The following is a 22,181-nucleotide window of genomic DNA, read 5'->3' as shown; positions in this document are numbered from 1 at the left end:
TAGCGCAACCTCATGCCACCCGCTTTCACGAAGGTCATGTGTAGAAGGCCGCAGCATAACTATCACTGATGAATTCAGGATAGCCAGTGGCTACGGCTCAGGTTGGGTTGTGGCGGTCGGTGCTGAACTCCGACTTAATGACGATAGGCGTGTACCGACGCCTCGTTTTACTTCCTCCGCTTTCACGGCTTCACCCTAGACCAGCTTTACGAAATCCTCGTAAACCTAACCGCGGCAGATATGACCGGCACGGTGTGCCATATCACGGACCGGCGGGTGTCTCGTTCACCTGATTAACGCATCAGCCTGCGTATTCACCACAACGATAAGAGTACTGCGCGGCACCTTTCACCAATTCCGCGAGGTCTGCGGGTTCAATGCTCTTACCTGTTGTGCAAACAAAAAAGCCACCGTTGCAACTTAAGAGTCACTAACGGCAGCTTACCTTCTAATTATGGCTAAATGGATAATTGCATGTCAAGGTTTTTAACAGCAACATGCTTAACTTTCTCAACACGTTTACGCATTTTGAAAGCATTTTGCATTGGCTGGTATAAAACAAATAATGACGCTTTCAGGATGTCGTCAATTTCGTTTCTACAGGTTGCCAGTGAAGGTTTTCTCCATCCCTCGCCACCACGTCCACACATCTTGCGTGGCTTTGCAGTCGCGTGATAGTAGGATGCAATTGCTCGCTTAGATGAACCATGAGCGTAGTAGCTGAGGAGGATGCCAAAGGCTTTCTTGTCAATGTACATGACGGAATCAACGACCTGAGAAATCAACATTCCATCATCATCATTACACATTGGCCTTGTCATAATTCTTCCCGGCTCTACGCTCTCCATGAACTTCGCTATTACGCTGCTCATGCGCTTTTCCAGACGACCTGAATAAACCCATGCGCCCCACAGTTCAAGCCAGCCATTCAGCCACTCGTGCTGCTCTTTGGTGAGGTTTAGTTCTCTTATGCTCATCGTCTTCCCCTCTTGCCTTGTTTGACCATCAGGACGCCGTTAACTATTACGTGACGCTCGCCTTTGCTGTCTCGGTTGTACTTGAGCACTGTTCCTCTTGCGCAGGAAAGCATCCTCGCCACTTCGGTCTGATTGCCTCGTGTCTGGATAAGAAGCTCTGGTATCGTTTGAATTGTGGCGTTCATGCGTTCTCCAGTTCGGTGATTTTTATTCCAAGCCGTCCGCCTGGTACTTTCACACCACGAATTACGCGAATGTCATCGAATTGCTCGTCGTCTTCCGCAAATCCGGCGTGGATAAGGGAGTCGAGTAAACCTTTCAGGATGTTGTCGAGGTCGCGGCGGCGGGAGTCTGGAACGTCTGCGATGACTTTGATACGGAGTCGTGATTTGGTGAAAATGTCTAACTTGAGTTGGCGGATGATTTGCTGAACGTCTTTTCGGTATTTCTGGCCTTTATCGCTTATGTAATATTGGCTTCCCCGTCTTCGCCAGTAGGTATTCACCGACGGCGGGTATGGAAGCACAAACTGATATTCGTTCATGACTTAATCTTCCCCTCCCTCAGCAGTATCGCCTGCGTTCTGATCACGCCTTCGAGGTGGTAAAGTCTGGCGTCTTTGTTGTCGAGATTATGGGTGCGTCGGTCGATTTCATCGTGACACGCACTACAAGCCCATGCACCGATCAGGTCGTCAGGCTTCATTCCCGTTCCGCAAATTCCAGCCATCCGGTAATGTGCCAGAACTGTAGTTTCAGGGTTGCCATTGCATACGCCGTAAATACGTACCTGACATTCTCTTCCGCGCGCTTCTTTGCGTAGGTTAGCCATTAAGCAGCCTCCCCTGTTACTTTCAGCATTCCGTTATCGAGCAGCTTTCTGGTCAGCCACTGTTGACCACGCCCGGTGATTTTTGTGGTGAACGATATCTGTATTCCGTGATTTGTGTTGACCGCTGTTTCTTTCACTGTGAAATAGCCGCGATCCATATATTCCTGCATTGGCACATTGCGCCGGGAACCTGAAGCAATAAGGATTTTGTGATCACGCATCCACGCAAACAGTTTGTTTTGACCAATACCAACAACCTTTGCAAAGTTTCCAATCAAAATTCCGCTGGCCTCGCCAACGCGATCGGCAAACTCAACTTTAGGTGCGACAATTGCGAGCTGGTTTTCCAGTTGCATTTTCTGCTCAGCAAGATCGGCAGCAAGGCGCAACGCTTCCGGTAGCGTTTTGGGGATATTAACCGCAGCTTCTTCAAGCTCTCGCCAGCGGTCAACAAGGCGAGCGGTGAACTCTGGCGACAACTGGGCAACAACGACAATACTGTCTCGCTTACCTTGTTCGCCCTCGAAGACGTAATGCTCGTACTGAACATTGAACCCTAAGTTATTGATTCTTTCGGAAACCTCAATTTGAGGAAGCCGGATAACACCATTTTTAGCCAGCGTTTCGATGGTACGTTTCACATTGTCATGACGCTTACCAACCAACTCAGCAATTTCAATGCTTGTCATTTTGATGGCATTGCCATTCATTAACTCATTCATCGTCTTCTTCCTCGTACATTGAGCTATTCGGATCGCTCATCAGTTCTGCGCAGCAATCGGAGCACACGTGAACTTCAAGCACATGCAGCTTCTGACCGCAGTTAGCGCACGTTAATGCCCGCTCGACGCTTTCTTTCTGGTATTGAAGGGATTGGGATGGGCTAAGCATTATTGGCGTCCTGCATCATGAGAAATACAATCATGGCGGCGCGGAGTGGAGATTCACCGCAGAAGTAGTAGCCAGGAATATTTTCCCATTCCCAACAACCTTCCTCTAAATCACCTCCTGACCATGCGCACCATTCTTTTTCCGCTGTCATCCACATAGTGCTGATTTTGCTTTCAGTGATAATTGGCCACGCGTATTCAGGATTATTGCAAGGATTGAAGCAATTTCCGTTTGAAGAACGGAAGCCATTAATATCCCTTTTTTGCGTCTGCCAAATAGGACCTCTTTCGTCAGTGGGGATCTCAGAATCGAAGTCTGCTTCGTCATCAGGTATGAAGAAATGCTCCTCCATATCTAAAGCCTCACATACTCGTCTGTTAATTTCAAAATCACTTAACTGTGAATAATCCATTGTCATTTCCTCGCACGATGTCTTAGCAACCGGATATCCCACAGGTGAGCCGTGTAGTTGAAGGTTTTTACGTCAGATTCTTTTGGGATTGGCTTGCGTTTATTTCTGGTGCGTTTCGTTGGAAGGTATTTGCAGTTTTCGCAGATGATGTCGGTGATACTTCGTCGCTGTCGCCTCATTCGTACCTCCTGTCGGTAAATCTGACACCCTGACCAATAGCCCATGCTGTTGTGTACTCGATCAGACTTGCCATACGCTTCACACTCATCTGCGCGCTGCTTTCGCGAATGTTGACGTATTCGCCTTCAAGCCCGGGCAAAACATCAGCTTCCTGTTTTGTTGCCACTGCATGACCGCTGATCAACAAAACCTTCCATTGTTCTGGTTTTAACCATTTATCGCGCCACTGAACTTGCCTAGCGATATCTGCGACCATCGCGTGAAATTTTGCGTTCTGGTCAAGGTTGCGCTTGTAGTCAGTAATGCGGATGGTGACTGGCTTGTCTTTATCGAGTGGTGTTGCGAGGATGGCATTTATTGCAGCTTGCTGTTGTTGCTTAGTTCGGAGGAATATTGTTTGCTTCACTGAATACTCCTTTATTTTTTATGCCTGTAACCCCATTCTTCCAGCAACCTTGCGGCGTACCACCCAAGAAACAAAGGAAAGAACATTACAATGAGATATTTCCCGCCACGGTCAATGTTCGAAATTGACCAGATTACGATGTAACCAGTGCAGGACAGGAATATTACAAACCCCAAAAAGCTACTTCGTCGACTCATGCTCACTCCTTCACTTTGATTCCAGCGGCGCGGATAGCCTCTACATCGCTTTCGTATTGCGATTCTGCACCTGAGTCATAGCCAATGTGATAATCACCGGGAAGTGGGCCTTTCTTTGGCTTTTGCAGCTCAATTTCAATAGCTGCTCTCGATGCCTGCCACGTTTGCCAGTGGCCTTGAACATCGTCCATCACGTATTGACCACCAATATCACCACTGCCAATTTCATGGTGATTTTCAGGGTAACGGATAAGGTCTGAAGATTCGCCCCCCACGTCGTAACCAACTCTCTTCAAACTGGCATCTGCTTTCGTCATCTTTCATAAGGCAGTCACATTCAATAAAAATCGGCTCTCCCCAAGGAGTAGAACCTCCGCTATCACACATTCCTGTGTTATTGCACTTTTGGCACTTGCTCACATTAACCTCCGATTAACTCACAAAACGCCACGCCACTTTTGCTACGACAACAGGCATAACACCGATAATCACCCACAGAAAAATGCTACCGAAAAGCACACCAACCAGGTCTTTACCTTCGCCTACCAACCGGACAAAACTGCTGGCAACCACAATGAACGTCGCCACCATCCACATAGCACCGAGAATCCTCAATGCAGAAAAAATCAACTCAACCACGATTTACCCTCCCCCAAATAAAAAGGCCTGCGATTACCAGCAGGCCTGTTACAAGCTCAGTGATGTAGATGGTCATACGTCAGCCCCTTGTGCATATCGTCTGCCACGCGCAGCAGGTGCATTTGATGCTGTGCAAATCTGTCTGGCTTCATCCTGGTCACATGCAACAAAGTGTCCGTTGCAGAACCGCTGGTAAACCGTACCAAGTGAGCCAAAACGGTTTTTCGTCACGATGATTTCAGCAAATGGCGCGGCGCTACTGTTCTCGTCATATACCGCTTCCCGATAGAGCATGATGATTGAGTCTGCGTCCTGTTCAATGCTTCCTGAATCACGCAAATCTGCGTTTGTCGGGCGTTTGTTTGGTCGCTTCTCAACATCGCGTGAAAGCTGACTCAGGGAAATAACCGGTGTTTTCAGGTCTTTCGCCATCGCCTTCAGGCTTCCGGAGATGTGAGCAATTGCGAGGTCGTTGCGGTCTGCTTTCGGCTTCTCAATCAGGCCAAGATAATCCGCCATGATGAGTGAGAGGTTTGGATTTTCCTGTTTGTGCCGTTCTGCGATTGAGCGTATTTCTTCGACCGATAATCGCGAGGCATCGACTACCCATACATCCAAATCTGCAAGCTGACTCATGCCGTTAGCAACACGTGCCCAGCCCTCGTCATCCATCGATGCAGGATTTCGCAGTACGCTAACCGACATCCTCCCGGCGTTGGCAATGCTTCGCTCTGCAATCTGCAATGCGCTCATTTCCATTGAGAAAATCAATACCCCGCGCCGGACGTCAGAACCAGGAATAACGCGGCTTGCAACGCCTTCGGCAATCTTCAGCGCCAGTTCGGTTTTCCCCATACCAGGACGAGCAGCGATTATCACCAGGTCTTCCGCGTTCATCCCTCCGGTGATGGCATCAAGTTCTTCGATTCCGGTCTTCAGGGTATCGGACTCTTCTCCGTTCCTCAGACGCCTGTCAAGCGTGTCAGTGTAGTCGGTGATGATTTCCCCTAACCGTACAGGTTTAACCTCGTCACGGGGCTTTCTGATGGCTGAGAGACGTTTTACAAGTTCATCCATCGCCTGACTCGATGCGTCGATGGTTCCGCTTTGGATTGGTTCACGCATTTCATCCATGATTTCCAGCACCAGACGGCGGTGATAGTTATCCGCGACCATTCCGGCATATCCCTTCAGGTTTGCGGCGCTCGGGCAGTTTTTGCTGGTCATCAGGATTGACGTGAAATGCTCCTCTCCGCACGCCTCGGCAACCATCAGCGCGTCGATTAGGTTTCTGTTTCTCGCCTGCTTCCGGATAACCTCGAAGGCTTTCCGGTAGAGCGGAATTGAAAACGCTTCCGGCTCCAGCGTTGCAAGAACGTCACTGGCGGTTGGAGTTAATCCACCAATCAGCAGGCCACCGATAACGCTCGCTTCGATATCCTGTCTCATGCAATCCCCCTGTCTGCAAACTTCCCTTCCCGAACTCCCGTTAACGAGTCTTCTCTCAGCAGGTAATCAAAATCAGCCGTCCAGCCCGTGTCGTTGTCTCCGAAGTAAAACGGCTTGGCCTGATGCACAAACGCCCTGACATACGCTCTGAAACCGTCCACGTTTGGCGTTTTCAGTTGCGGGATGATTTTCTTCAGGCGGCGTTTTCGTTTCTCGTTGACCGCAACAGCGTGTGGCAGTCTGTCACCGACTTCGGTGTTGTAGGCGTTCAGGAAGGATTCGTAGTCGATTCGTTCTGCCTTGCGACGTTCAGGTTTAACCTGCCCATCGCCTCCCCCATTGGGGGGTAGGGGGGTATTATTTATATTCTTGTTAATACCTTCTTGTTCATGATGTGCGGTTGTTTGTGCGGCTTCATGTGCGCTTTCATGTGCGGCATGTACGCTGAAAGCCGCGCTATTGCTGGCTTCATCATGTGCGGCATCATGTGCGGTTGTTTGTGCGGCTTCATGTGCGGGTAAATTGTCCATTTTTTGAGCATATTCATGGTAATTTGTGATGGTTATCACACGGCCTTTTTGCTTCTCTCCATCAATGGAGATCATCCCCTCTTTCACAAAAACCTGAAGCATCCGCTCAACCTGATCACGGCTTGCTGGCTTGCCATGTCTGTCGCATAACTGAAGACCTAAATCAGCTGCTGTCACAACCAGTTGACCGGGTTGCAGATGCCATTCATGACCTTTGAAATTCGCTTTGTATGGCTTTCTGGCGGCATTCAGGAGAAGGTTTTCCCACAGGGTGCGAAGATAAACATCTTTCGCCCATGACTGTTTCAGAATGCTCCGGTACAACGGAATGTAACCAGTTTTCTGGTTCTCCATCCTGTTGCTCCTGCGCTCGTGTGCGGCGCTGAAATCGTAGATTTTTGCTGTATTGCTCATAACTACCTGCCTTGACGAAAGACCTTAAGAACATCGTTAAACTGACTTACGGATATGTCTTCTTTGAGAAGCTTTTCCAGAAATGCGTTTGGAATGAACGTATATCCCTCCTCTTTTGGTAGAGACGGGAGCAACGCCCTCGCCTCAGCCTTCAGAAGCTCAGTTCTGGCAACTTTCACAAAAGAGATTTGAGTTCTTTCATCAATGGAACGAAGGAAGCGCAAACGCTTAGCTTCTTTGTGTGTATCAGGTGGATTAAAGCCTTTGTTTCGCATATAATTACCTCGTTGGATGTTGTTAAAATTCCATTTGTATTTGATCAGAACGCTCGGTTGCCGCCGGGCGTTTTTTATTGGTGAGAATCGAAGCAACTTGTCGTGCCAATCGAGCCATGTCGTCGTCGACAACACCCCATTCAAGAACAGCAAGCAGCATTGAGAACTTTGGAATCCAGTCCCTCTTCCACCTGCTGATCTGCGACTTATCAACGCCCACAGCTTCCGCTGTCTTCTCAGTTCCAAGCATTGCGATTTTGTTAAGCAACGCACTCTCGATTCTTAGAGCCTCGTTGCGTTTGTTTGCACGAACCATATGTAAGTATTTCCTTAACAAATAAGAAGTTATGCGCATCAACTTATGCGCGTTGTATTCCCGCATTTCGGCGGGAATGAGGACCATGACTGTTAAAGAGCAATTTGCTTATGCCGCTTTGCGGTAAGCGCTTTCTTGATACTTCAGGGCGCCAGCTGTAACGACTTCCAGTCGATAGGCGTCTTTCTCTGGGATGACTTCCTTCCACTGAGAGACTGCTGCGTCGCTAATGCCTAACGCTTTAGCTACAGCACGCTGGGTTCCGAAGTGGTCGATAACATCTTTCTTGTACATAGACTCGCTCCGAAATTAAAGAACACTTAAATTATCCACTAAAGGAATCTTAAGTCAAGTTTATTTAAGATGTCTTAACTATGAAAACTCAATTGATGGGAGAGCGCATTCGCGCTCGGAGAAAAGAACTCAAGATCAGGCAGGCCGCACTTGGAAAGATGGTCGGCGTGTCTAATGTTGCCATATCTCAGTGGGAACGCTCTGAGACAGAGCCAAATGGAGAGAATCTTCTCGCCCTGGCTAATGCGTTGAAGTGTTCCCCTGACTATCTGATGAAAGGAGAGGAAAGTCTTTCAAACATTGCCTATCACAGTAGGCATGATCCAAGAGGGTCATACCCTCTGATTAGCTGGGTGAGCGCAGGATGCTGGATGGAAGCTGTAGAACCATATCATAAGCGTGCAATAGATAACTGGTACGATACAACCGTAGACTGTTCAGAAGATTCGTTTTGGTTGGACGTGAAGGGAGACTCAATGACGGCTCCGGCCGGTCTCAGTATCCCTGAAGGAATGATAATACTCGTCGATCCTGAAGTAGAGCCGCGTAACGGGAAACTGGTAGTTGCAAAGCTCGAAGGAGAAAACGAGGCAACTTTCAAGAAGTTAGTTATTGATGCAGGCAGGAAGTTTCTAAAACCACTTAACCCACAATATCCGATGATCGAGATCAACGGAAACTGCAAAATCATCGGCGTAGTTGTCGATGCAAAACTAGCAAACCTTCCATAAGGGGGCATTCGCCCCTTTTTTTTTATTTCCTTTAAAAATCAAAGCCAAACTTAAGTTACGAAAGAAAATTTAAGTTTTCTTCAAAAATGCTCTTGACCATTAATTAAAGAGATCTTAAATTTAAGCCATCAGCAGGACGCTGGAAGCCAAACGGAACAGATTGGCAGGCTCTTTAACATTGATGGGATTGTCCCGCCGAAATGCGGGAACCAAAGAGTAGTTGGCTTTGGGGTGACGTGAAGTGCAGCTGCACGACGGCAACCGGAAGATAAGCACCCGGCGCGTCACCGCCAAAGTCAATTCCATAGGCGTTATGCAGCCGCCACCATATTCAAGAAAGCTGCACAAGAGGTAGGAGGATTTATGTGAATGCATAACTTCAAAACCGAGGTTAATTAAATCTCTCGATCCGAGCATCGACCTATTAGGTGGCGAGATGCTCTTTCTGCCCCTCAGTTCGAGGGGCCAGAAACCACTTTGCAATCACTATCAATTCCAAAGTTGTTTCATCGGAGGTCAACATGACAGTAGTCATTACATATCTGGCTGACGATAACGCCAGAAATCGCCGCAGAGCACGCAGACAGGCTCAACGTGAACAGGCGATGCAAGAACAGCGACTGGCGCGAAAAATTGCGCTAAAGCTCTCTGGTTGCGTCAGAGCGGATAAAGCAGCATCACTCGGAATCCTTCGCTGCAAGAAGGCAGATGAAGTCGAGAGTAAACAGAATCGTATTTACTACCGCAAGCCACGCAGTGAAATGGGTGTGACTTGTGTTGGTCGCCAGAAAATGAAATTAGGCAGCAAACCACTTATTTGAGGTGATATATGACAAAATCATGGAGCGTACCTTTTCCTGAATCAGAAACTGAACATGATGGAATGCCTGTTTTCTGGAGATTCCAAGCGACAGTTGAAGAAGATGGAATCAAAATATTCGCACTTCAATATATAGCTTTTCATCAGACAGAGCATTATGCATGGTTGGTTCCTGCGCATTGGATTGTTAATTTTAAACCAGCACCAAATCAGTGGTTACAGGAATGGAAACAAAGGAGAAATAGATATGCAATTAAGAAAGTAGCAAAAAATGCAGAAAGATCTTTTGCATTCCCGACGAAGAAACTTGCCATTGAAAGTTTATTGCGCCGGAAGAAATACCATTTGATGAGAATCAAACAAGATTTGGCTGTTGTATCAACTCTTGTTGATGGGATGAAGAATATTGATACATCAACACCAGGTATTGAATATAACTTTGGACACAACCAAGAAACAGAAAACTGGGTGTTTTATTAGTACGAATAAGCACTGTGTATTCATTCCAACGAGTGAATACACGGAGCAATGTCGCTCGTAACTAAACAGGAGCCGACTTGTTCTGATTATTGGAAATCTTCTTTGCCCTCCAGTGTGAGGGCTTTTTTATATGCATACCAATAACGCTTCACTCGAGGCGTTTTCGTTATGCAATCAAACAGAAGGAGCATCCTATGCAACAGTTCGCTATTGCAGGGGCGGCATCGGTTCGCCCTTTCAACCCGATTTTATCGGTACAGCATTCACGAAAAAACATTTTAACCGGAGCAGACTTTAAACAACCAAGAATGAAAAGCTTGCTCGAAAAGCTTTGGGATATTTTGAAACAACAAGGCCGTCCATGAGTTTTACGGATAACTGGTCAGACGAAGAATTCATTCGTCAGATAAAAGAATTAATCGGTAACGAAGGAGATATTCATGTCACTTGCAACCACAGTGAAGGAGAGCAAGTTACAGAGACGCATGTACACGCAGAAAGCTCTCTGGTATCGCCATAATGGTGACCGCGAAGGAATGCGGGTATGCCTTAATTTGTCCCGAGTCGAAGTATTAAATCAGCGTTATTTCCTTGGGCCGTGTCCATTCTGAGAGCAATCATATGAGCAAAGAATTTTACGCAAGACTGGCAGCTATTCAGGAGAATCTGAACGCGCCAAAGAATCAGTACAACTCATTCGGCAAATATAAATACAGAAGCTGCGAAGATATTCTTGAAGGCGTTAAGCCGTTACTGAACGGTCTGTTTTTATCAATCAGCGATGAAGTTGTGTTGATTGGTGATCGGTATTACGTGAAAGCCACGGCAACTATTACCGATGGCGAAAACAGTCATACGGCAACCGCTCTTGCACGAGAGGAAGAAAGCAAGAAAGGAATGGATTCTGCACAAGTTACGGGAGCTACAAGCTCTTATGCACGCAAGTATTGCCTCAATGGTTTGTTCGGCATTGATGATGCGAAAGATGCAGATACAGACGAGCATAAACATCAGCAGAACGCAGCAGCAAAGCAATCAAAACCATCACTTACACCTGAACAGGTTCTAAAAGCATTCACTGACGCAGCAATGCAGAAAAACACCGTAGAAGAGCTTAAACAGGCGTTCGCCAAAGCGTGGAAGATGCTCGAAGGGACGCCGGAGCAGCACAAAGCGCAGGACGTTTACAACATCAGACGAGACGAATTAGAAGGGGCAACTGCTTAATGGCACATTCGATTACAGTAAGACTAAACAAACCCGCAAGAGAGTTTCAGGGCGGGGAAAATATCGGATTCAACATCCGTGCTGGCGTTCAGTATTACGATCGCCAGACAAAAAAGAAAGAATGGACAAACTACAGCGCCGTTGTATTTGCCAAGCCGGGAGCGCAAGCGGATTACTATCGTAGCGTTCTGGTTGAAGGAGGCATTGTAGAAATTACCGGAGAAAACATCAGGGTTGATGTTTATCAGGGGCAAAATGGTCAATCAATCACTCTTGAATTACTGAATGCAAAGATTGGATTTGCAACTTCAGGAAACAGCCAACAGCAGCAAAGTAGCAATCATCAAAATAATCCTGAATACGACGATTCCATCCCATTCTGATTTAGAAAAATAAGGATTTAATTATGCCAGCGCCTTTGTATGGTGCGGATGACCCGCGCCGCTGTTCCGGCAATTCCGTATCGGAGGTGCTGGATAAATTCAGAAAAAACTACGATCGAATAATGTCTCTACCGCAGGAAACGAAAGAGGAAAAGGAATTTCGCCACTGTATATGGCTTGCAGAGAAAGAAGAACGCGAGCGAATTTACCAGACATCAATCCGACCATTCCGCAAAGCCACATATACCCACTTCCCTGAATATATCGACCCGCGCCTGCGTAATTACCGCTCACGCTATGGCGCTATCAGTAATGACTGAGGAATTTACCATGAGAGGACTTGCTTAAGAGAAAGAGTTTCGGTTCTGTTAATGACAACAAATATCTGAATGCGATGTGGCGGAGTGGGAAGAAATGAAACAAATGTCACTAATTGAGATGGATGGTTTTCTGAAAGGTAAATGCATCCCAAGTGATTTAAAGGTTAACGAAACAAACGCTGAATACCTTGTCCGTAAGTTCGGTGAACTTGAATCAAAACTGGAAACGGCGTTGCGGGAGTGTAGTTCTGCTGGAATCACGATTGATAACCTTGAGGCTAAATGCGCGAAGATGGCTGCTGAAAATACCTCACTTAAGCAATCTGAGAAGGAATTTAATGACTTTTGTCGTGAGGAGTTTAGCGAATGGGAAGATGATGTTACTGAAACCCCAGCCACCGATGCTTTTCTGGCTGAAGTGCGGGCGCAGGGGGTGGATGCTGCTATAGAAGCTGCAAAAAATCTGGTGGCCCAAGAATATGAGTATAAGGATTTCAAAGCGGCGCAGAGTGATTGCTGTATGCACCCTGGTTCAGACCTGGTAGGGAAGGTTGAAATGACTGAGTGGTTAGTTGACTTTGCTGCCCAGCTTCGCAAAGGAGGCAACCAGTGACTGTATGTCTTATTGATAAACGTCGACGTGGGCAACAAATACCATCTGTTGAAATGCCGAATCACACATGGTTTTGCGTACTTGATATCGATGGTATGGATACGTTGGTTGACACTCGTCATTACTGCGATACCGCAACAGCTACTCCGGCGAAAGCAAAGAAAATGGCTGCTCTGATAGAAAACTGGACTCCACCTGATGGTTGGTGCAATGGGAATGATCGAGATTGGCACGAAAAAATGAAGGGCTATATCTGCGATTTTTTACGTAAATGCAACGGCTTCAGGGGGATGTGATATGACCAAAATTAACTATCAGGCACTGCGTGAGGCGGCAGAACGTGCAATTCCGGCAATGGAACGCCTGTTAATGTTGCCAGTTGATGATGATTTGTTAAGTGAACAGGAACTTAAGGATTACGGTGTGGATATTGATGCGCTCAACGCCTTCAAATTTCTGACCGGACCAGAAACCGTGCTGGCGCTGCTGGATGAACGGGAAAGAAACCAGCAATACATCAAACGCCGCGACCAGGAGAACGAGGAAATTGCGCTAACGGTAGGGAAGCTGCGCGTTGAGCTGGAAGCTGCAGAGAAGCGCATTGCAGAACTGGAAGCCGAACCTGTAAGCCAAACTTACAAGTTGAACGAGCTGTCGGGCAACTATCCGGTAACTCCGGATGGTTGGATAAGCTGTAGTGAGCGAATGCCCGCTCAAGATGATTGGATTTTAATTTATTCAAAGCACGGCGAGTATATGGCAGGACAGGTACAAGGGGAATACGTGGAGTTGAGCGACGGCACTTTATCGTGGTTAGGGAACGCCTTGTACTGGATGCCTCTACCGGAACCGCCGCAGGAGGTTAATTGATGGTCTCCTTCGCGAAATATACGATTATTGACTGGATAGCATTCATTCAGGTTTTGCTCATCTGGTTTTATATGGCTTACAGGAGTGGACAGTGGATTGTCAGTGTAGCCTGTAGCAATGGATGGCGTTGGTGGAACCGAAAGAATAAAAAAAGCGCTGGCCTTGGCTTCGTTTTACGAAGCATTCAATCTTAACAGTCTTCAGCCTGGTTCTGTCGTTGTAGTCACCACTCAAAGCGGCATGACGATACAAATTCACAAGCCAAAGGAGGAAGGTCGTGGCTAACCTGCAACTTGCCGTTAAAGGTGAATACTTCGATGCCATGATTCGCGGAGAGAAAACGGAAGAGTATCGCCTGTGTAATGACTACTGGAATAAGCGAATTATGTTCCGCGAGTATGACCGCCTGATTATCACAAAGGGATATCCGAAGCGCGACGATTCCAGCCGCAGAATTGACGTCCCGTATGACGGATATGAAATCAAGACAATCACACATCCGCACTTCGGCGATAAACCGGTAAAGGTGTTCGCTATAAAGGTGAATATCGACAATGAATGATAATCCTCGCACTCGCGGGGATTTCTTTTATCTGAACTCGCTACGGCGGGTTTTGTTTTATGGAGATGATAAATGCACTTCCGAGTCACAGGTGAATGGAATGGAGAGCCATTCAACAGAGTTATCGAAGCAGAGAACATCAACGACTGCTATGACCACTGGATGCTGTGGGCGCAGATAGCACATGCAGACGTAACTAATATTCGAATTGAAGAACTGAAAGAACACCAAGCCGCCTGATGGCGGTTTTTTATTGCCTGATTTGCAGGTTCGATTCCCTATTCGGAGATAGCACTCATGCAACACGAACTACAACCTGATTCACTGGTTGATTTGAAATTCATCATGGCCGATACTGGCTTCGGTAAAACCTTCATCTATGACCGGATTAAGTCCGGCGACCTGCCAAAAGCCAAAGTTATCCACGGGCGAGCAAGATGGTTATATCGTGACCATTGTGAATTCAAAAATAAGCTCTTAAGCCGCGCCAATGGGTAAAATAGCGGGTAAAATATTTCTCACATCTAAAAAACACCATTCCAATCAATCCCCTGCCGCCTCAAGTAGATGTCTGCAGGGGACACCATTCTTGTGTTTATCCCTAAAACCACGTAAAAACCGTAAATTATTAAATTCGCACTAGCAATGCCGAATAAGGCACACCAGGAACTCGTGGTCTTATTCATTATGAAGTGGTTTTTACCTGTTCTCTTAACCAAGTAATAAATGCCTCAATTTTTGGCCACTGCCTGCCCGGTAATGTAGTGATGTAATAATGCTGATGGCATTTCACCGTCATATCGCCAAACGGCGCGACGAGCTCACCACTGGCAAGCCTTTTTTGTACCAGACGTTTCCTTCCCATCGCCACCCCAATATGATTCATCGCGGCGATAACGGCTAAATCAGAGCGATCAAAGCCAATTCCAGAAGATGTCGGCAAATTAACCGCATAATGTTGCGCCCAACTATGCCATTCATCCGTACCGGAGTCGTTGCTCCATGCCTGTCTGTCATGGAGCAACGTACAGTGACGCAGGTTAATTACCGTGTTGGTTAAATCATGTCTATGAGCGTACTCCGGGCTGCAAACTGGCAGGATTTCTTCATCCATCAGAAAGTGATGAGCCAATTGCGCTGACGGCGCATCATCAAAGTAGATCGCCAAATCGATTCCGGCACGTTGCAAATTGACATTGTCATTACCAGTGAGCACGGTGAGCGAAATAGACGGATATCGGCGTGTAAAGTCACCTAATGCGGGCACCAACCAGCATTGGGCGATAGAGGGCCGGGAATACAACGTTAACGTTCCCGATAACTCCTGATTTTTGATATCCAGAATTTCCTGATTCAGGGTATCCAGCGACGATTTTAGCGCCCAATAAACACGTTTCCCCTCGTGCGTTAATTCCACTTTGCGATGGGAACGAACAAACAACTGAATACCTAATTCTTCTTCCAGCTGATTGATACGGTGACTTACCGCACTGGGGCTCAGCGACAATTCCTCTGCCGCAAGGGCGAAGGACTGATGCCTGGCAGCCACTTCAAAAGTATGCAGTTTTGATAGTTGCCAGCCGTTAAGCAGTCGATTTCTTATTTCACGAAGGGGTTCCATAATCACCTCATTTTTCTCTTAAGTGTAAAAAAATAGCGGCAAAATTTCAGCTTCTAGGTGAGCTAAAGTGAACCATATCTCAATTCACCTTCATTTTTAGATGTAAATCACTCCATTGATGCAATTTAGCTCACGTGAAAGGCAAATTTTATCGTTTGTCAGCCTGCGTTGTTTTTTTGTCCAATATCATCAGGTTAATCACAGGGGAAGGTGAGATATGCACTCTCAAATCTGGGTTGTGAGCACGCTGCTTATCAGCATCGTGTTAATTGTACTGACCATCGTGAAGTTCAAATTCCACCCGTTTCTGGCGCTGTTGCTGGCCAGCTTCTTCGTGGGAACGATGATGGGCATGGGGCCACTGGATATGGTAAATGCTATTGAAAGTGGAATTGGCGGAACGCTGGGGTTCCTCGCTGCGGTTATCGGCCTTGGCACGATACTGGGAAAAATGATGGAAGTATCCGGGGCCGCAGAAAGAATTGGTCTGACACTTCAACGCTGCCGGTGGCTTTCAGCTGATGTCATTATGGTGCTGGTTGGCCTGATTTGCGGCATCACGCTGTTTGTTGAAGTGGGCGTCGTGCTATTGATTCCTCTGGCTTTTTCAATTGCCAAAAAAACCAATACCTCATTGTTAAAGCTGGCCATTCCGCTGTGTACCGCATTGATGGCAGTGCACTGCGTGGTTCCCCCACATCCGGCTGCTTTATATGTTGCCAATAAGCTGGGCGCAGATATCGGTTCGGTGATCGTCTACGGTTTGCTGGTTGGGCTGATGGCATCACTGATCGGTGGCCCACTTTTCCTTAAATTTCTGGGGCAACGACTGCCCTTTAAACCTGTACCCACAGAGTTTGCCGATCTCAAAGTTCGCGATGAAAAAACACTACCGTCATTAGGCGCAACGTTATTCACCATACTGCTACCCATTGCGCTGATGTTGGTTAAAACGATTGCCGAATTGAATATGGCGCGTGAGAGTGGTTTGTATACCTTGCTTGAGTTTATTGGCAACCCTATCACTGCCATGTTTATCGCCGTATTTGTCGCCTATTATGTGTTGGGTATACGTCAGCATATGAGCATGGGGACGATGCTCACACATACGGAAAATGGTTTCGGTTCTATTGCTAATATTTTGCTGATTATCGGGGCCGGAGGCGCATTCAACGCCATTTTAAAAAGCAGCAGTCTCGCTGATACGCTGGCAGTTATTCTCTCCAATATGCATATGCACCCGATTCTTCTGGCCTGGTTGGTGGCACTTATTCTGCATGCTGCAGTGGGCTCCGCTACGGTGGCAATGATGGGGGCAACGGCAATTGTTGCACCCATGCTGCCGCTGTATCCCGACATCAGCCCGGAAATTATTGCAATTGCCATCGGTTCAGGTGCGATTGGCTGCACGATCGTTACGGACTCGCTTTTCTGGCTGGTGAAGCAATATTGCGGTGCTACGCTCAATGAAACATTTAAATACTATACGACAGCGACATTTATCGCTTCAGTCATCGCTCTGGCGGGCACATTCCTGCTGTCATTTATCATCTAAGCGCAAAGAGACGTACTATGGAAAACGCTAAAATGAATTCGCTCATCGCCCAGTATCCGTTGGTAGAGGATCTGGTTGCTCTTAAAGAAACCACCTGGTTTAATCCTGGCACGACCTCATTGGCAGAAGGTTTACCTTATGTTGGCCTGACCGAACAGGATGTTCAGGACGCCCATGCGCGCCTGTCTCGTTTTGCGCCGTATCTGGCAAAAGCATTTCCTGAAACGGCTGCCGCGGGGGGGATTATTGAATCAGAACTGGTTGCTATTCCTGCTATGCAAAAACGGCTGGAAAAGGAATATCACCAGCCGATCGCCGGGCAATTGCTACTAAAAAAAGACAGCCATTTGCCGATTTCCGGCTCCATAAAAGCACGTGGCGGGATTTATGAAGTCCTGGCCCATGCTGAAAAACTGGCTCTGGAAGCGGGTTTGCTGACACTTGAGGATGATTACAGCAAACTGCTTTCCCCGGAGTTTAAACAGTTCTTTAGCCAATACAGTATTGCTGTGGGATCAACCGGAAATCTGGGGTTATCAATTGGTATTATGAGCGCCCGCATCGGCTTTAAAGTAACGGTGCATATGTCTGCTGATGCCCGCGCCTGGAAAAAAGCGAAACTGCGCAGTCATGGCGTTACTGTCGTGGAATACGAGCAAGATTATGGTGTTGCTGTCGAGGAAGGACGTAAAGCAGCGCAGTCTGACCCGAACTGTTTCTTTATTGATGACGAGAATTCCCGCACGTTGTTCCTTGGATATTCCGTCGCAGGCCAGCGTCTTAAGGCACAATTTGCTCAGCAAGGTCGCATCGTCAATGCTGATAACCCTCTGTTTGTCTATCTGCCGTGTGGTGTTGGCGGTGGTCCTGGTGGCGTCGCATTCGGACTTAAACTGGCGTTTGGCGATCATGTTCACTGCTTTTTTGCCGAACCAACGCACTCCCCGTGTATGTTATTAGGCGTCCATACCGGATTACACGATCAGATTTCTGTTCAGGATATTGGCATCGACAACCTTACCGCTGCCGATGGCCTTGCGGTTGGTCGCGCATCGGGCTTTGTCGGGCGGGCAATGGAGCGTCTGCTGGATGGCTTCTATACCCTTAGCGATCAAACCATGTATGACATGCTTAGCTGGTTGGCGCAGGAAGAAGGTATTCGTCTTGAACCATCGGCACTGGCGGGTATGGCCGGGCCTCAGCGCGTGTGCGCATCAGTAAGTTACCAACAGATGCACGGTTTCAGCGCAGAACAACTGCGTAATGCCACTCATCTGGTGTGGGCGACGGGAGGTGGAATGGTGCCGGAAGAAGAGATGAATCAATATCTGGCAAAAGGCCGTTAATAACGTTTCAACGCAGCATCGCCATCCTTTCCCTGGGTGAGCGATGCTGCCGATGACGCAGACTTAAGATTCTGCCGTTTTACCTGCTATAGCCTCCTCTTTTTCCATCACCCAACGCCTTTCGCTGTAAACGGCGGTTTCGCAAACCAAACCAAAACCGTAAGTAAGATAAAAGCAATAGCCGCCATACGGAAAATCTCATTTGCAGAAATAGAAAGTGACTGCTGAGTTATTTCATTATTAATTTCATTAAGAACTCCTGAAAGCGAACCATAGTATTTATCCATAATTTGTGACGATGAATTAAACACGGGGTTAAATTGATCGATGGTTGCTGTCAACTGACTATGGTGTAACGATTCGCGGCGTCCCCACAGTGTCATTGTCAACGACGTACCAACTGATCCTGACAAGGTGCGAAAAAAATTACTCATACTCGAGGCATTGGCAAATTTATTATCTGGCAAGCCTGAAAACGAAATCGTTGTTAAGGGTAAAAAGAAACAGGCAACGGCGAATCCCTGAAAAAACTGTGGCAAAATGATGCCTGTAAAATCAATCGTTGGCATAAATGTCACAGAACGCCAGTAATAGCAAACCGCATACATCAAAAAACTAAATGTCACCAACAACCGCATATCAATTTTGTTGCCATAACGTCCTATCAAAGGTGATATTAATAGCGGCATGATACCGATGGGCGCATAGGCAAGTCCGGCCCATATCGCATTATACCCCATCGTTTCCTGGAGTAACTGCGGCATAAGAACTATCGCTCCAGAGTAAAATAAATACGCGCATGTGATACTCACAATACCAATGGTGAAATTACGGGACTTAAACAAACTGAGGTCAAGAATCGGATTCTCTGAGGTCGACTCCCAAATGACTAAAGAGATCAGAGAAATAACTGATACTACTGTTAGTAGTATTATTGTACTCGAGTTGAACCAATCCAGATCGCGCCCTTTATCAAGCATAATTTGCAAGCCACCAACACCGAGCACTAACAGGGTCAGTCCTGGTAGATTCATTTTGACCGGTGAAGTCTCAGTTTCTCGTCCTTTAAGTAAGGTTAAGCATAATGTCAGGACGATAATCCCCATAGGGACATTGATTAAAAATATCCAACCCCAGCTAAAGTTATCGCAAATATAGCCGCCCAATATCGGCCCACATATCGGAGCGATAATCACGGTCATTGACCATAATGCCAGAGCAAATGTTCTTTTTTCTGGTGGATAATTCCTTAATAATAAACTCTGTGACAGTGGAATTAACGGCCCCGCCATTAACCCCTGAACGACTCTAAAAAATATCAGCACATCAAGATTGGTCGATAAACTACACATTAATGAAGACAGCGAAAAAAAGGTTACTGAAAGTAAAAATAACCTTAATTCGCCTATTCTTTGTGCCAGCCTGCCGGTAACAGGGATCGCAATGGCATTTGCTACGCCAAACGAGGTGATAACCCAGGTGCCTTCGTCTGTTGATGCTCCCAGAAAGCCAGATATTGTCGGTATTGCGACGTTAGAAATAGTGGAATCCAACATTTGCATAAACGTCGCTAATGACAATGCAATAGTGACGCACCATAACGTCCCACCGGTTAATGGTGCAGGAGTTGATTTAGTGATTGCCATTAAAGTTGTCCATTATGCGAAATAATGTTGCTAATTTCTTTTTCTATCGGACTGGTATCGATAACTAAAGCCTTACTGGTATAAGCAGGCATGGACGTCACGGTTGAAGCCAGATCGGGCATCTCGGCAATGTCTTCATTCTTCGTATCAATAGTAGCAGTCATCGATAAACCAATGCGCAAAGGGTGTTCCATGAGTTCTTTTGGATCCAGAGAAACTTCAACCGGTACACGCTGAACGATTTTGATCCAGTTCCCTGTCGCATTTTGTGCAGGTAATAAGGAGAACGCATTGCCGGTTCCCATATTGATCCCTGTCACCCGACCATGAAACACAACATTTTCACCATAAAGATCGCTGATAATATTGACCGATTGACCAATCCGTACATCCGTGAGTTGTGTTTCTTTAAAGTTGGCATTAACCCACATTTGACGCGCCGGTACGACAGCCATTAACGATTGTCCGGGACTCACTGTTTCGCCGACCTGAACACTTCTTTGGGCAATATAACCGGTAACCGGACTCTTAATATCCGTACGTTTAAGCGCCAACCAGGCTTCTTTGGTTGCATCTGCAGCTTCAATGACTTGTGGCTGACGGTTTAATGGTGTGTTCATTACTAAAGCTTTATTCGCTTTATAAGCCTGGATAGCAGCATTCAATGCCGCTTTGCTACTTATTAACGTATCTTTGGTATGCTCCAGCGCTTCTTTTGAAATAACCCCTTGCTTCGCTAAAGGCACACGACGGTTATAATCTTCTAAAGATTGTTGATACTGAATACGTGCTGAAGCGACTTCGGCACTGTATTGTTTATCCTGTAAGTATAGTTTATTCGTTTGCCGAACAATATTTGCCAGATTATTTTTAGCTTTATTGAGTGCGATAGTGGCATCAGTTTTATCCAGTGAAACTAAAATGTCACCTTGTCGAACGTAGTTCGTATCTTTATGATTAACGACAGTGACACTGCCTGAGACTTGTGCAGAAATTGGATCTGCATTTCCCGTGACATAGGCGTCATCTGTACTAATCATGTCTTTTAATTCCATTGACCAATAGGCATAGGCACCTGAAAACGCAATAAATAAAACTACCGCTAACAAAGCAAAATACTTTCTTCTGTCAGAATGTTTTTTATTTGAATTAACCTGTTCCACTATTATCTCTCATTTCGCATAGATGAAATTTATGAATTGAATGAAAAGAGTATTCATTCTTCATATCAAACACAGTGCATGTTTTGCACATTATCCCAGGAACGTTGGAGGGCTAATTTAAATGAGGTGCAAAAAAAACAACAGAGGACTAAACCGCGGCTTTTGCAATACAATTCTTACGCCTGTAGGATTAGTGAGAAAACTTATAGTGCTCATTTGAAACTATAAATCATCGGTATCATCCCTGATTTTATTGTTGACATTTTATTTATGCCGACTATTTATATGGTATACTTGTCGAATTATCTTAAAGGAAGCTCAAATTTTCTTATTTTTATTGAGAAAATGAGATGATACCTTATGTCTGTATTACTACAAGGAGAAGGGAAATGCTTCATTGCAAAGGGAATAATCTATGAACGCAATAATTATTGATGACCATCCTCTTGCTATCGCAGCAATTCGTAATTTATTGATCAAAAACGATATTGAAATCTTAGCAGAGTTGACTGAAGGCGGAAGCGCCGTTCAGCGGGTGGAAACACTTAAGCCTGATATCGTCATCATTGATGTCGATATCCCCGGAGTTAACGGTATCCAGGTGTTAGAAACGCTGAGAAAGCGCCAATATAGCGGAATTATTATTATTGTCTCCGCTAAAAATGACCATTTTTACGGGAAACATTGTGCTGATGCTGGCGCTAATGGTTTCGTGAGTAAAAAAGAAGGCATGAACAATATCATTGCGGCTATTGAAGCTGCAAAAAATGGCTACTGCTATTTCCCCTTCTCTCTCAACCGGTTTGTTGGAAGTTTAACGTCCGACCAGCAAAAACTCGACTCCTTATCGAAACAAGAAATTAGTGTCATGCGGTATATTCTTGATGGCAAGGATAATAATGACATTGCTGAAAAAATGTTCATCAGCAACAAAACTGTCAGCACTTATAAAAGTCGCTTGATGGAAAAATTAGAATGCAAATCACTGATGGATCTTTACACATTCGCACAACGTAACAAAATCGGCTAACCA

The 22,181-nt window shown here is 46.2% G+C and carries 34 protein-coding genes and 4 pseudogenes; 19 read left to right on the top strand and 19 right to left on the bottom strand.

Annotated features, from left to right (window positions below; genetic code table 11):
- Positions 1-458: 458 nt before the first annotated feature.
- The 16 genes and pseudogenes from EAS44_RS08420 to EAS44_RS08340 all read right to left on the bottom strand — a co-directional run bounded on the left by EAS44_RS08420 (position 459) and on the right by EAS44_RS08340 (position 7,811).
- Complete coding sequence (locus tag EAS44_RS08420; RefSeq protein WP_000027549.1) at positions 459-977, bottom strand: antiterminator Q family protein; 519 nt, start codon at positions 975-977, stop codon at positions 459-461.
- Positions 974-1,162 carry a protein ninH gene (locus EAS44_RS08415; RefSeq protein WP_000994516.1) on the bottom strand — a complete coding sequence of 63 codons (189 nt, stop codon included), beginning with the start codon at positions 1,160-1,162 and terminating at the stop codon, positions 974-976. The genes EAS44_RS08420 and EAS44_RS08415 overlap by 4 nt, the downstream gene beginning before the upstream one ends.
- The gene (locus tag EAS44_RS08410; RefSeq protein ID WP_001008199.1) at positions 1,159-1,521 is read right to left on the bottom strand and encodes a RusA family crossover junction endodeoxyribonuclease; all 363 of its coding nucleotides are present in this window, start codon (positions 1,519-1,521) and stop codon (positions 1,159-1,161) included. Before EAS44_RS08410 ends, EAS44_RS08415 begins: the two co-directional genes overlap by 4 nt.
- Complete coding sequence (locus tag EAS44_RS08405) at positions 1,518-1,808, bottom strand: DUF1364 domain-containing protein (RefSeq protein WP_000002245.1); 291 nt, start codon at positions 1,806-1,808, stop codon at positions 1,518-1,520. Before EAS44_RS08405 ends, EAS44_RS08410 begins: the two co-directional genes overlap by 4 nt.
- On the bottom strand, positions 1,808-2,530 hold the full coding sequence (locus EAS44_RS08400) for a phage antirepressor KilAC domain-containing protein (protein WP_001004257.1): 723 nt from the start codon (positions 2,528-2,530) through the stop codon (positions 1,808-1,810). Before EAS44_RS08400 ends, EAS44_RS08405 begins: the two co-directional genes overlap by 1 nt.
- Positions 2,523-2,699, bottom strand: coding sequence for a protein NinF (locus EAS44_RS08395; protein WP_000950973.1), 177 nt, complete (start codon positions 2,697-2,699; stop codon positions 2,523-2,525). Before EAS44_RS08395 ends, EAS44_RS08400 begins: the two co-directional genes overlap by 8 nt.
- Positions 2,692-3,117, bottom strand: coding sequence for a phage protein NinX family protein (locus EAS44_RS08390; RefSeq protein WP_000177653.1), 426 nt, complete (start codon positions 3,115-3,117; stop codon positions 2,692-2,694). The genes EAS44_RS08395 and EAS44_RS08390 overlap by 8 nt, the downstream gene beginning before the upstream one ends.
- The gene (locus tag EAS44_RS08385; protein WP_001254264.1) at positions 3,114-3,290 is read right to left on the bottom strand and encodes a NinE family protein; all 177 of its coding nucleotides are present in this window, start codon (positions 3,288-3,290) and stop codon (positions 3,114-3,116) included. Before EAS44_RS08385 ends, EAS44_RS08390 begins: the two co-directional genes overlap by 4 nt.
- Complete coding sequence (locus tag EAS44_RS08380) at positions 3,287-3,697, bottom strand: recombination protein NinB (protein WP_000814617.1); 411 nt, start codon at positions 3,695-3,697, stop codon at positions 3,287-3,289. The genes EAS44_RS08385 and EAS44_RS08380 overlap by 4 nt, the downstream gene beginning before the upstream one ends.
- A gap of 199 nt (positions 3,698-3,896) precedes the next feature.
- Positions 3,897-4,218: pseudogene (locus EAS44_RS08370) on the bottom strand (hypothetical protein).
- A gap of 108 nt (positions 4,219-4,326) precedes the next feature.
- Entirely contained in the window at positions 4,327-4,533 is a 207-nt protein-coding gene (locus EAS44_RS08365; protein WP_000229808.1) for a hypothetical protein, read from the bottom strand.
- A gap of 72 nt (positions 4,534-4,605) precedes the next feature.
- Positions 4,606-5,982, bottom strand: coding sequence for a replicative DNA helicase (locus EAS44_RS08360; protein WP_001248388.1), 1,377 nt, complete (start codon positions 5,980-5,982; stop codon positions 4,606-4,608).
- Positions 5,979-6,866 (bottom strand): replication protein, encoded by an 888-nt coding sequence (locus tag EAS44_RS08355; RefSeq protein ID WP_000431320.1) that lies wholly within the window; start codon positions 6,864-6,866, stop codon positions 5,979-5,981. Before EAS44_RS08355 ends, EAS44_RS08360 begins: the two co-directional genes overlap by 4 nt.
- Before the next feature lie 62 nt (positions 6,867-6,928).
- Positions 6,929-7,201 carry a hypothetical protein gene (locus EAS44_RS08350; protein ID WP_001244621.1) on the bottom strand — a complete coding sequence of 91 codons (273 nt, stop codon included), beginning with the start codon at positions 7,199-7,201 and terminating at the stop codon, positions 6,929-6,931.
- A 22-nt stretch (positions 7,202-7,223) separates the two neighbouring features.
- Entirely contained in the window at positions 7,224-7,517 is a 294-nt protein-coding gene (locus tag EAS44_RS08345) for a lambda phage CII family protein (protein WP_000251072.1), read from the bottom strand.
- A 108-nt stretch (positions 7,518-7,625) separates the two neighbouring features.
- On the bottom strand, positions 7,626-7,811 hold the full coding sequence (locus tag EAS44_RS08340; protein WP_000276886.1) for a Cro/CI family transcriptional regulator: 186 nt from the start codon (positions 7,809-7,811) through the stop codon (positions 7,626-7,628).
- An 80-nt stretch (positions 7,812-7,891) separates the two neighbouring features.
- Between EAS44_RS08340 and EAS44_RS08335 the strand changes: the two genes are divergently transcribed.
- The 16 genes and pseudogenes from EAS44_RS08335 (at position 7,892) to torI (ending at position 14,315) form a co-directional block, all read left to right on the top strand.
- Positions 7,892-8,542: a LexA family protein gene (locus EAS44_RS08335; protein ID WP_000856967.1), complete on the top strand. Its 651-nt coding sequence runs from the start codon at positions 7,892-7,894 to the stop codon at positions 8,540-8,542.
- A 521-nt stretch (positions 8,543-9,063) separates the two neighbouring features.
- Complete coding sequence (locus tag EAS44_RS08330; protein WP_000219332.1) at positions 9,064-9,363, top strand: hypothetical protein; 300 nt, start codon at positions 9,064-9,066, stop codon at positions 9,361-9,363.
- An 8-nt stretch (positions 9,364-9,371) separates the two neighbouring features.
- Positions 9,372-9,842, top strand: a complete 471-nt coding sequence (locus EAS44_RS08325) for a hypothetical protein (protein ID WP_000167596.1) — start codon at positions 9,372-9,374, stop codon at positions 9,840-9,842.
- A 194-nt stretch (positions 9,843-10,036) separates the two neighbouring features.
- A complete protein-coding gene (locus EAS44_RS25080) occupies positions 10,037-10,207 on the top strand; it encodes a hypothetical protein (RefSeq protein ID WP_001183771.1) in 171 nt (56 codons plus the stop codon).
- Between the two features lie 256 nt (positions 10,208-10,463).
- Positions 10,464-11,069 carry an ERF family protein gene (locus tag EAS44_RS08315; protein ID WP_000031365.1) on the top strand — a complete coding sequence of 202 codons (606 nt, stop codon included), beginning with the start codon at positions 10,464-10,466 and terminating at the stop codon, positions 11,067-11,069.
- A complete protein-coding gene (locus tag EAS44_RS08310; protein ID WP_000951332.1) occupies positions 11,069-11,452 on the top strand; it encodes a hypothetical protein in 384 nt (127 codons plus the stop codon). The genes EAS44_RS08315 and EAS44_RS08310 overlap by 1 nt, the downstream gene beginning before the upstream one ends.
- 23 nt (positions 11,453-11,475) lie before the next feature.
- Positions 11,476-11,772 carry a phage anti-RecBCD protein gene (locus EAS44_RS08305; protein ID WP_001111304.1) on the top strand — a complete coding sequence of 99 codons (297 nt, stop codon included), beginning with the start codon at positions 11,476-11,478 and terminating at the stop codon, positions 11,770-11,772.
- A 14-nt stretch (positions 11,773-11,786) separates the two neighbouring features.
- Positions 11,787-11,870: pseudogene (locus EAS44_RS08300) on the top strand (DUF2737 family protein); the annotation flags it as partial.
- Positions 11,867-12,385, top strand: coding sequence for a hypothetical protein (locus EAS44_RS08295; RefSeq protein ID WP_000812193.1), 519 nt, complete (start codon positions 11,867-11,869; stop codon positions 12,383-12,385). The pseudogene EAS44_RS08300 and the gene EAS44_RS08295, both read left to right, overlap by 4 nt.
- On the top strand, positions 12,382-12,681 hold the full coding sequence (locus EAS44_RS08290; protein WP_000215166.1) for a hypothetical protein: 300 nt from the start codon (positions 12,382-12,384) through the stop codon (positions 12,679-12,681). The genes EAS44_RS08295 and EAS44_RS08290 overlap by 4 nt, the downstream gene beginning before the upstream one ends.
- A 1-nt stretch (position 12,682) precedes the next feature.
- Positions 12,683-12,994, top strand: a pseudogene (locus EAS44_RS25855) (ead/Ea22-like family protein); the annotation flags it as partial.
- Between the two features lie 96 nt (positions 12,995-13,090).
- Entirely contained in the window at positions 13,091-13,255 is a 165-nt protein-coding gene (locus EAS44_RS25850) for a hypothetical protein (RefSeq protein WP_229001816.1), read from the top strand.
- Positions 13,255-13,540: pseudogene (locus EAS44_RS08280) on the top strand (DUF4752 family protein). Before EAS44_RS25850 ends, EAS44_RS08280 begins: the two are co-directional and overlap by 1 nt.
- A complete protein-coding gene (locus EAS44_RS08275; protein ID WP_000002106.1) occupies positions 13,533-13,817 on the top strand; it encodes an ASCH domain-containing protein in 285 nt (94 codons plus the stop codon). The pseudogene EAS44_RS08280 and the gene EAS44_RS08275 overlap by 8 nt, the downstream one beginning before the upstream one ends.
- 72 nt (positions 13,818-13,889) lie before the next feature.
- The gene (locus EAS44_RS08270) at positions 13,890-14,057 is read left to right on the top strand and encodes a hypothetical protein (RefSeq protein WP_000545737.1); all 168 of its coding nucleotides are present in this window, start codon (positions 13,890-13,892) and stop codon (positions 14,055-14,057) included.
- Positions 14,058-14,114: 57 nt separating this feature from the next.
- Entirely contained in the window at positions 14,115-14,315 is a 201-nt protein-coding gene (torI, locus tag EAS44_RS08265; protein WP_001163428.1) for a response regulator inhibitor TorI, read from the top strand.
- A 187-nt stretch (positions 14,316-14,502) separates the two neighbouring features.
- Here torI and dsdC read toward each other — a convergent pair whose 3' ends face one another.
- On the bottom strand, positions 14,503-15,438 hold the full coding sequence (dsdC, locus tag EAS44_RS08260; protein WP_001331803.1) for a DNA-binding transcriptional regulator DsdC: 936 nt from the start codon (positions 15,436-15,438) through the stop codon (positions 14,503-14,505).
- 217 nt (positions 15,439-15,655) lie between these two features.
- On the opposite strand from dsdC, the gene dsdX reads away from it, so the two are divergent.
- Complete coding sequence (gene dsdX / locus EAS44_RS08255; protein ID WP_000556035.1) at positions 15,656-16,993, top strand: D-serine transporter DsdX; 1,338 nt, start codon at positions 15,656-15,658, stop codon at positions 16,991-16,993.
- Positions 16,994-17,010: 17 nt separating this feature from the next.
- Positions 17,011-18,339, top strand: coding sequence for a D-serine ammonia-lyase (gene dsdA / locus EAS44_RS08250; protein ID WP_000426389.1), 1,329 nt, complete (start codon positions 17,011-17,013; stop codon positions 18,337-18,339).
- 107 nt (positions 18,340-18,446) lie between these two features.
- Here dsdA and emrY read toward each other — a convergent pair whose 3' ends face one another.
- A complete protein-coding gene (emrY, locus tag EAS44_RS08245; protein WP_001018723.1) occupies positions 18,447-19,985 on the bottom strand; it encodes a multidrug efflux MFS transporter permease subunit EmrY in 1,539 nt (512 codons plus the stop codon).
- On the bottom strand, positions 19,985-21,148 hold the full coding sequence (emrK, locus tag EAS44_RS08240) for a multidrug efflux MFS transporter periplasmic adaptor subunit EmrK (protein WP_000438675.1): 1,164 nt from the start codon (positions 21,146-21,148) through the stop codon (positions 19,985-19,987). The genes emrY and emrK overlap by 1 nt, the downstream gene beginning before the upstream one ends.
- Positions 21,149-21,563: 415 nt before the next feature.
- On the opposite strand from emrK, the gene evgA reads away from it, so the two are divergent.
- Positions 21,564-22,178, top strand: coding sequence for an acid-sensing system DNA-binding response regulator EvgA (gene evgA / locus EAS44_RS08235; RefSeq protein WP_000991370.1), 615 nt, complete (start codon positions 21,564-21,566; stop codon positions 22,176-22,178).
- The last annotated feature ends 3 nt before the right edge of the window (positions 22,179-22,181 follow it).

The sequence above is a fragment of the Escherichia coli DSM 30083 = JCM 1649 = ATCC 11775 genome (assembly GCF_003697165.2).
GTDB lineage: Bacteria > Pseudomonadota > Gammaproteobacteria > Enterobacterales > Enterobacteriaceae > Escherichia > Escherichia coli.
This window is presented reverse-complemented; position numbering and strand designations above follow the sequence as displayed.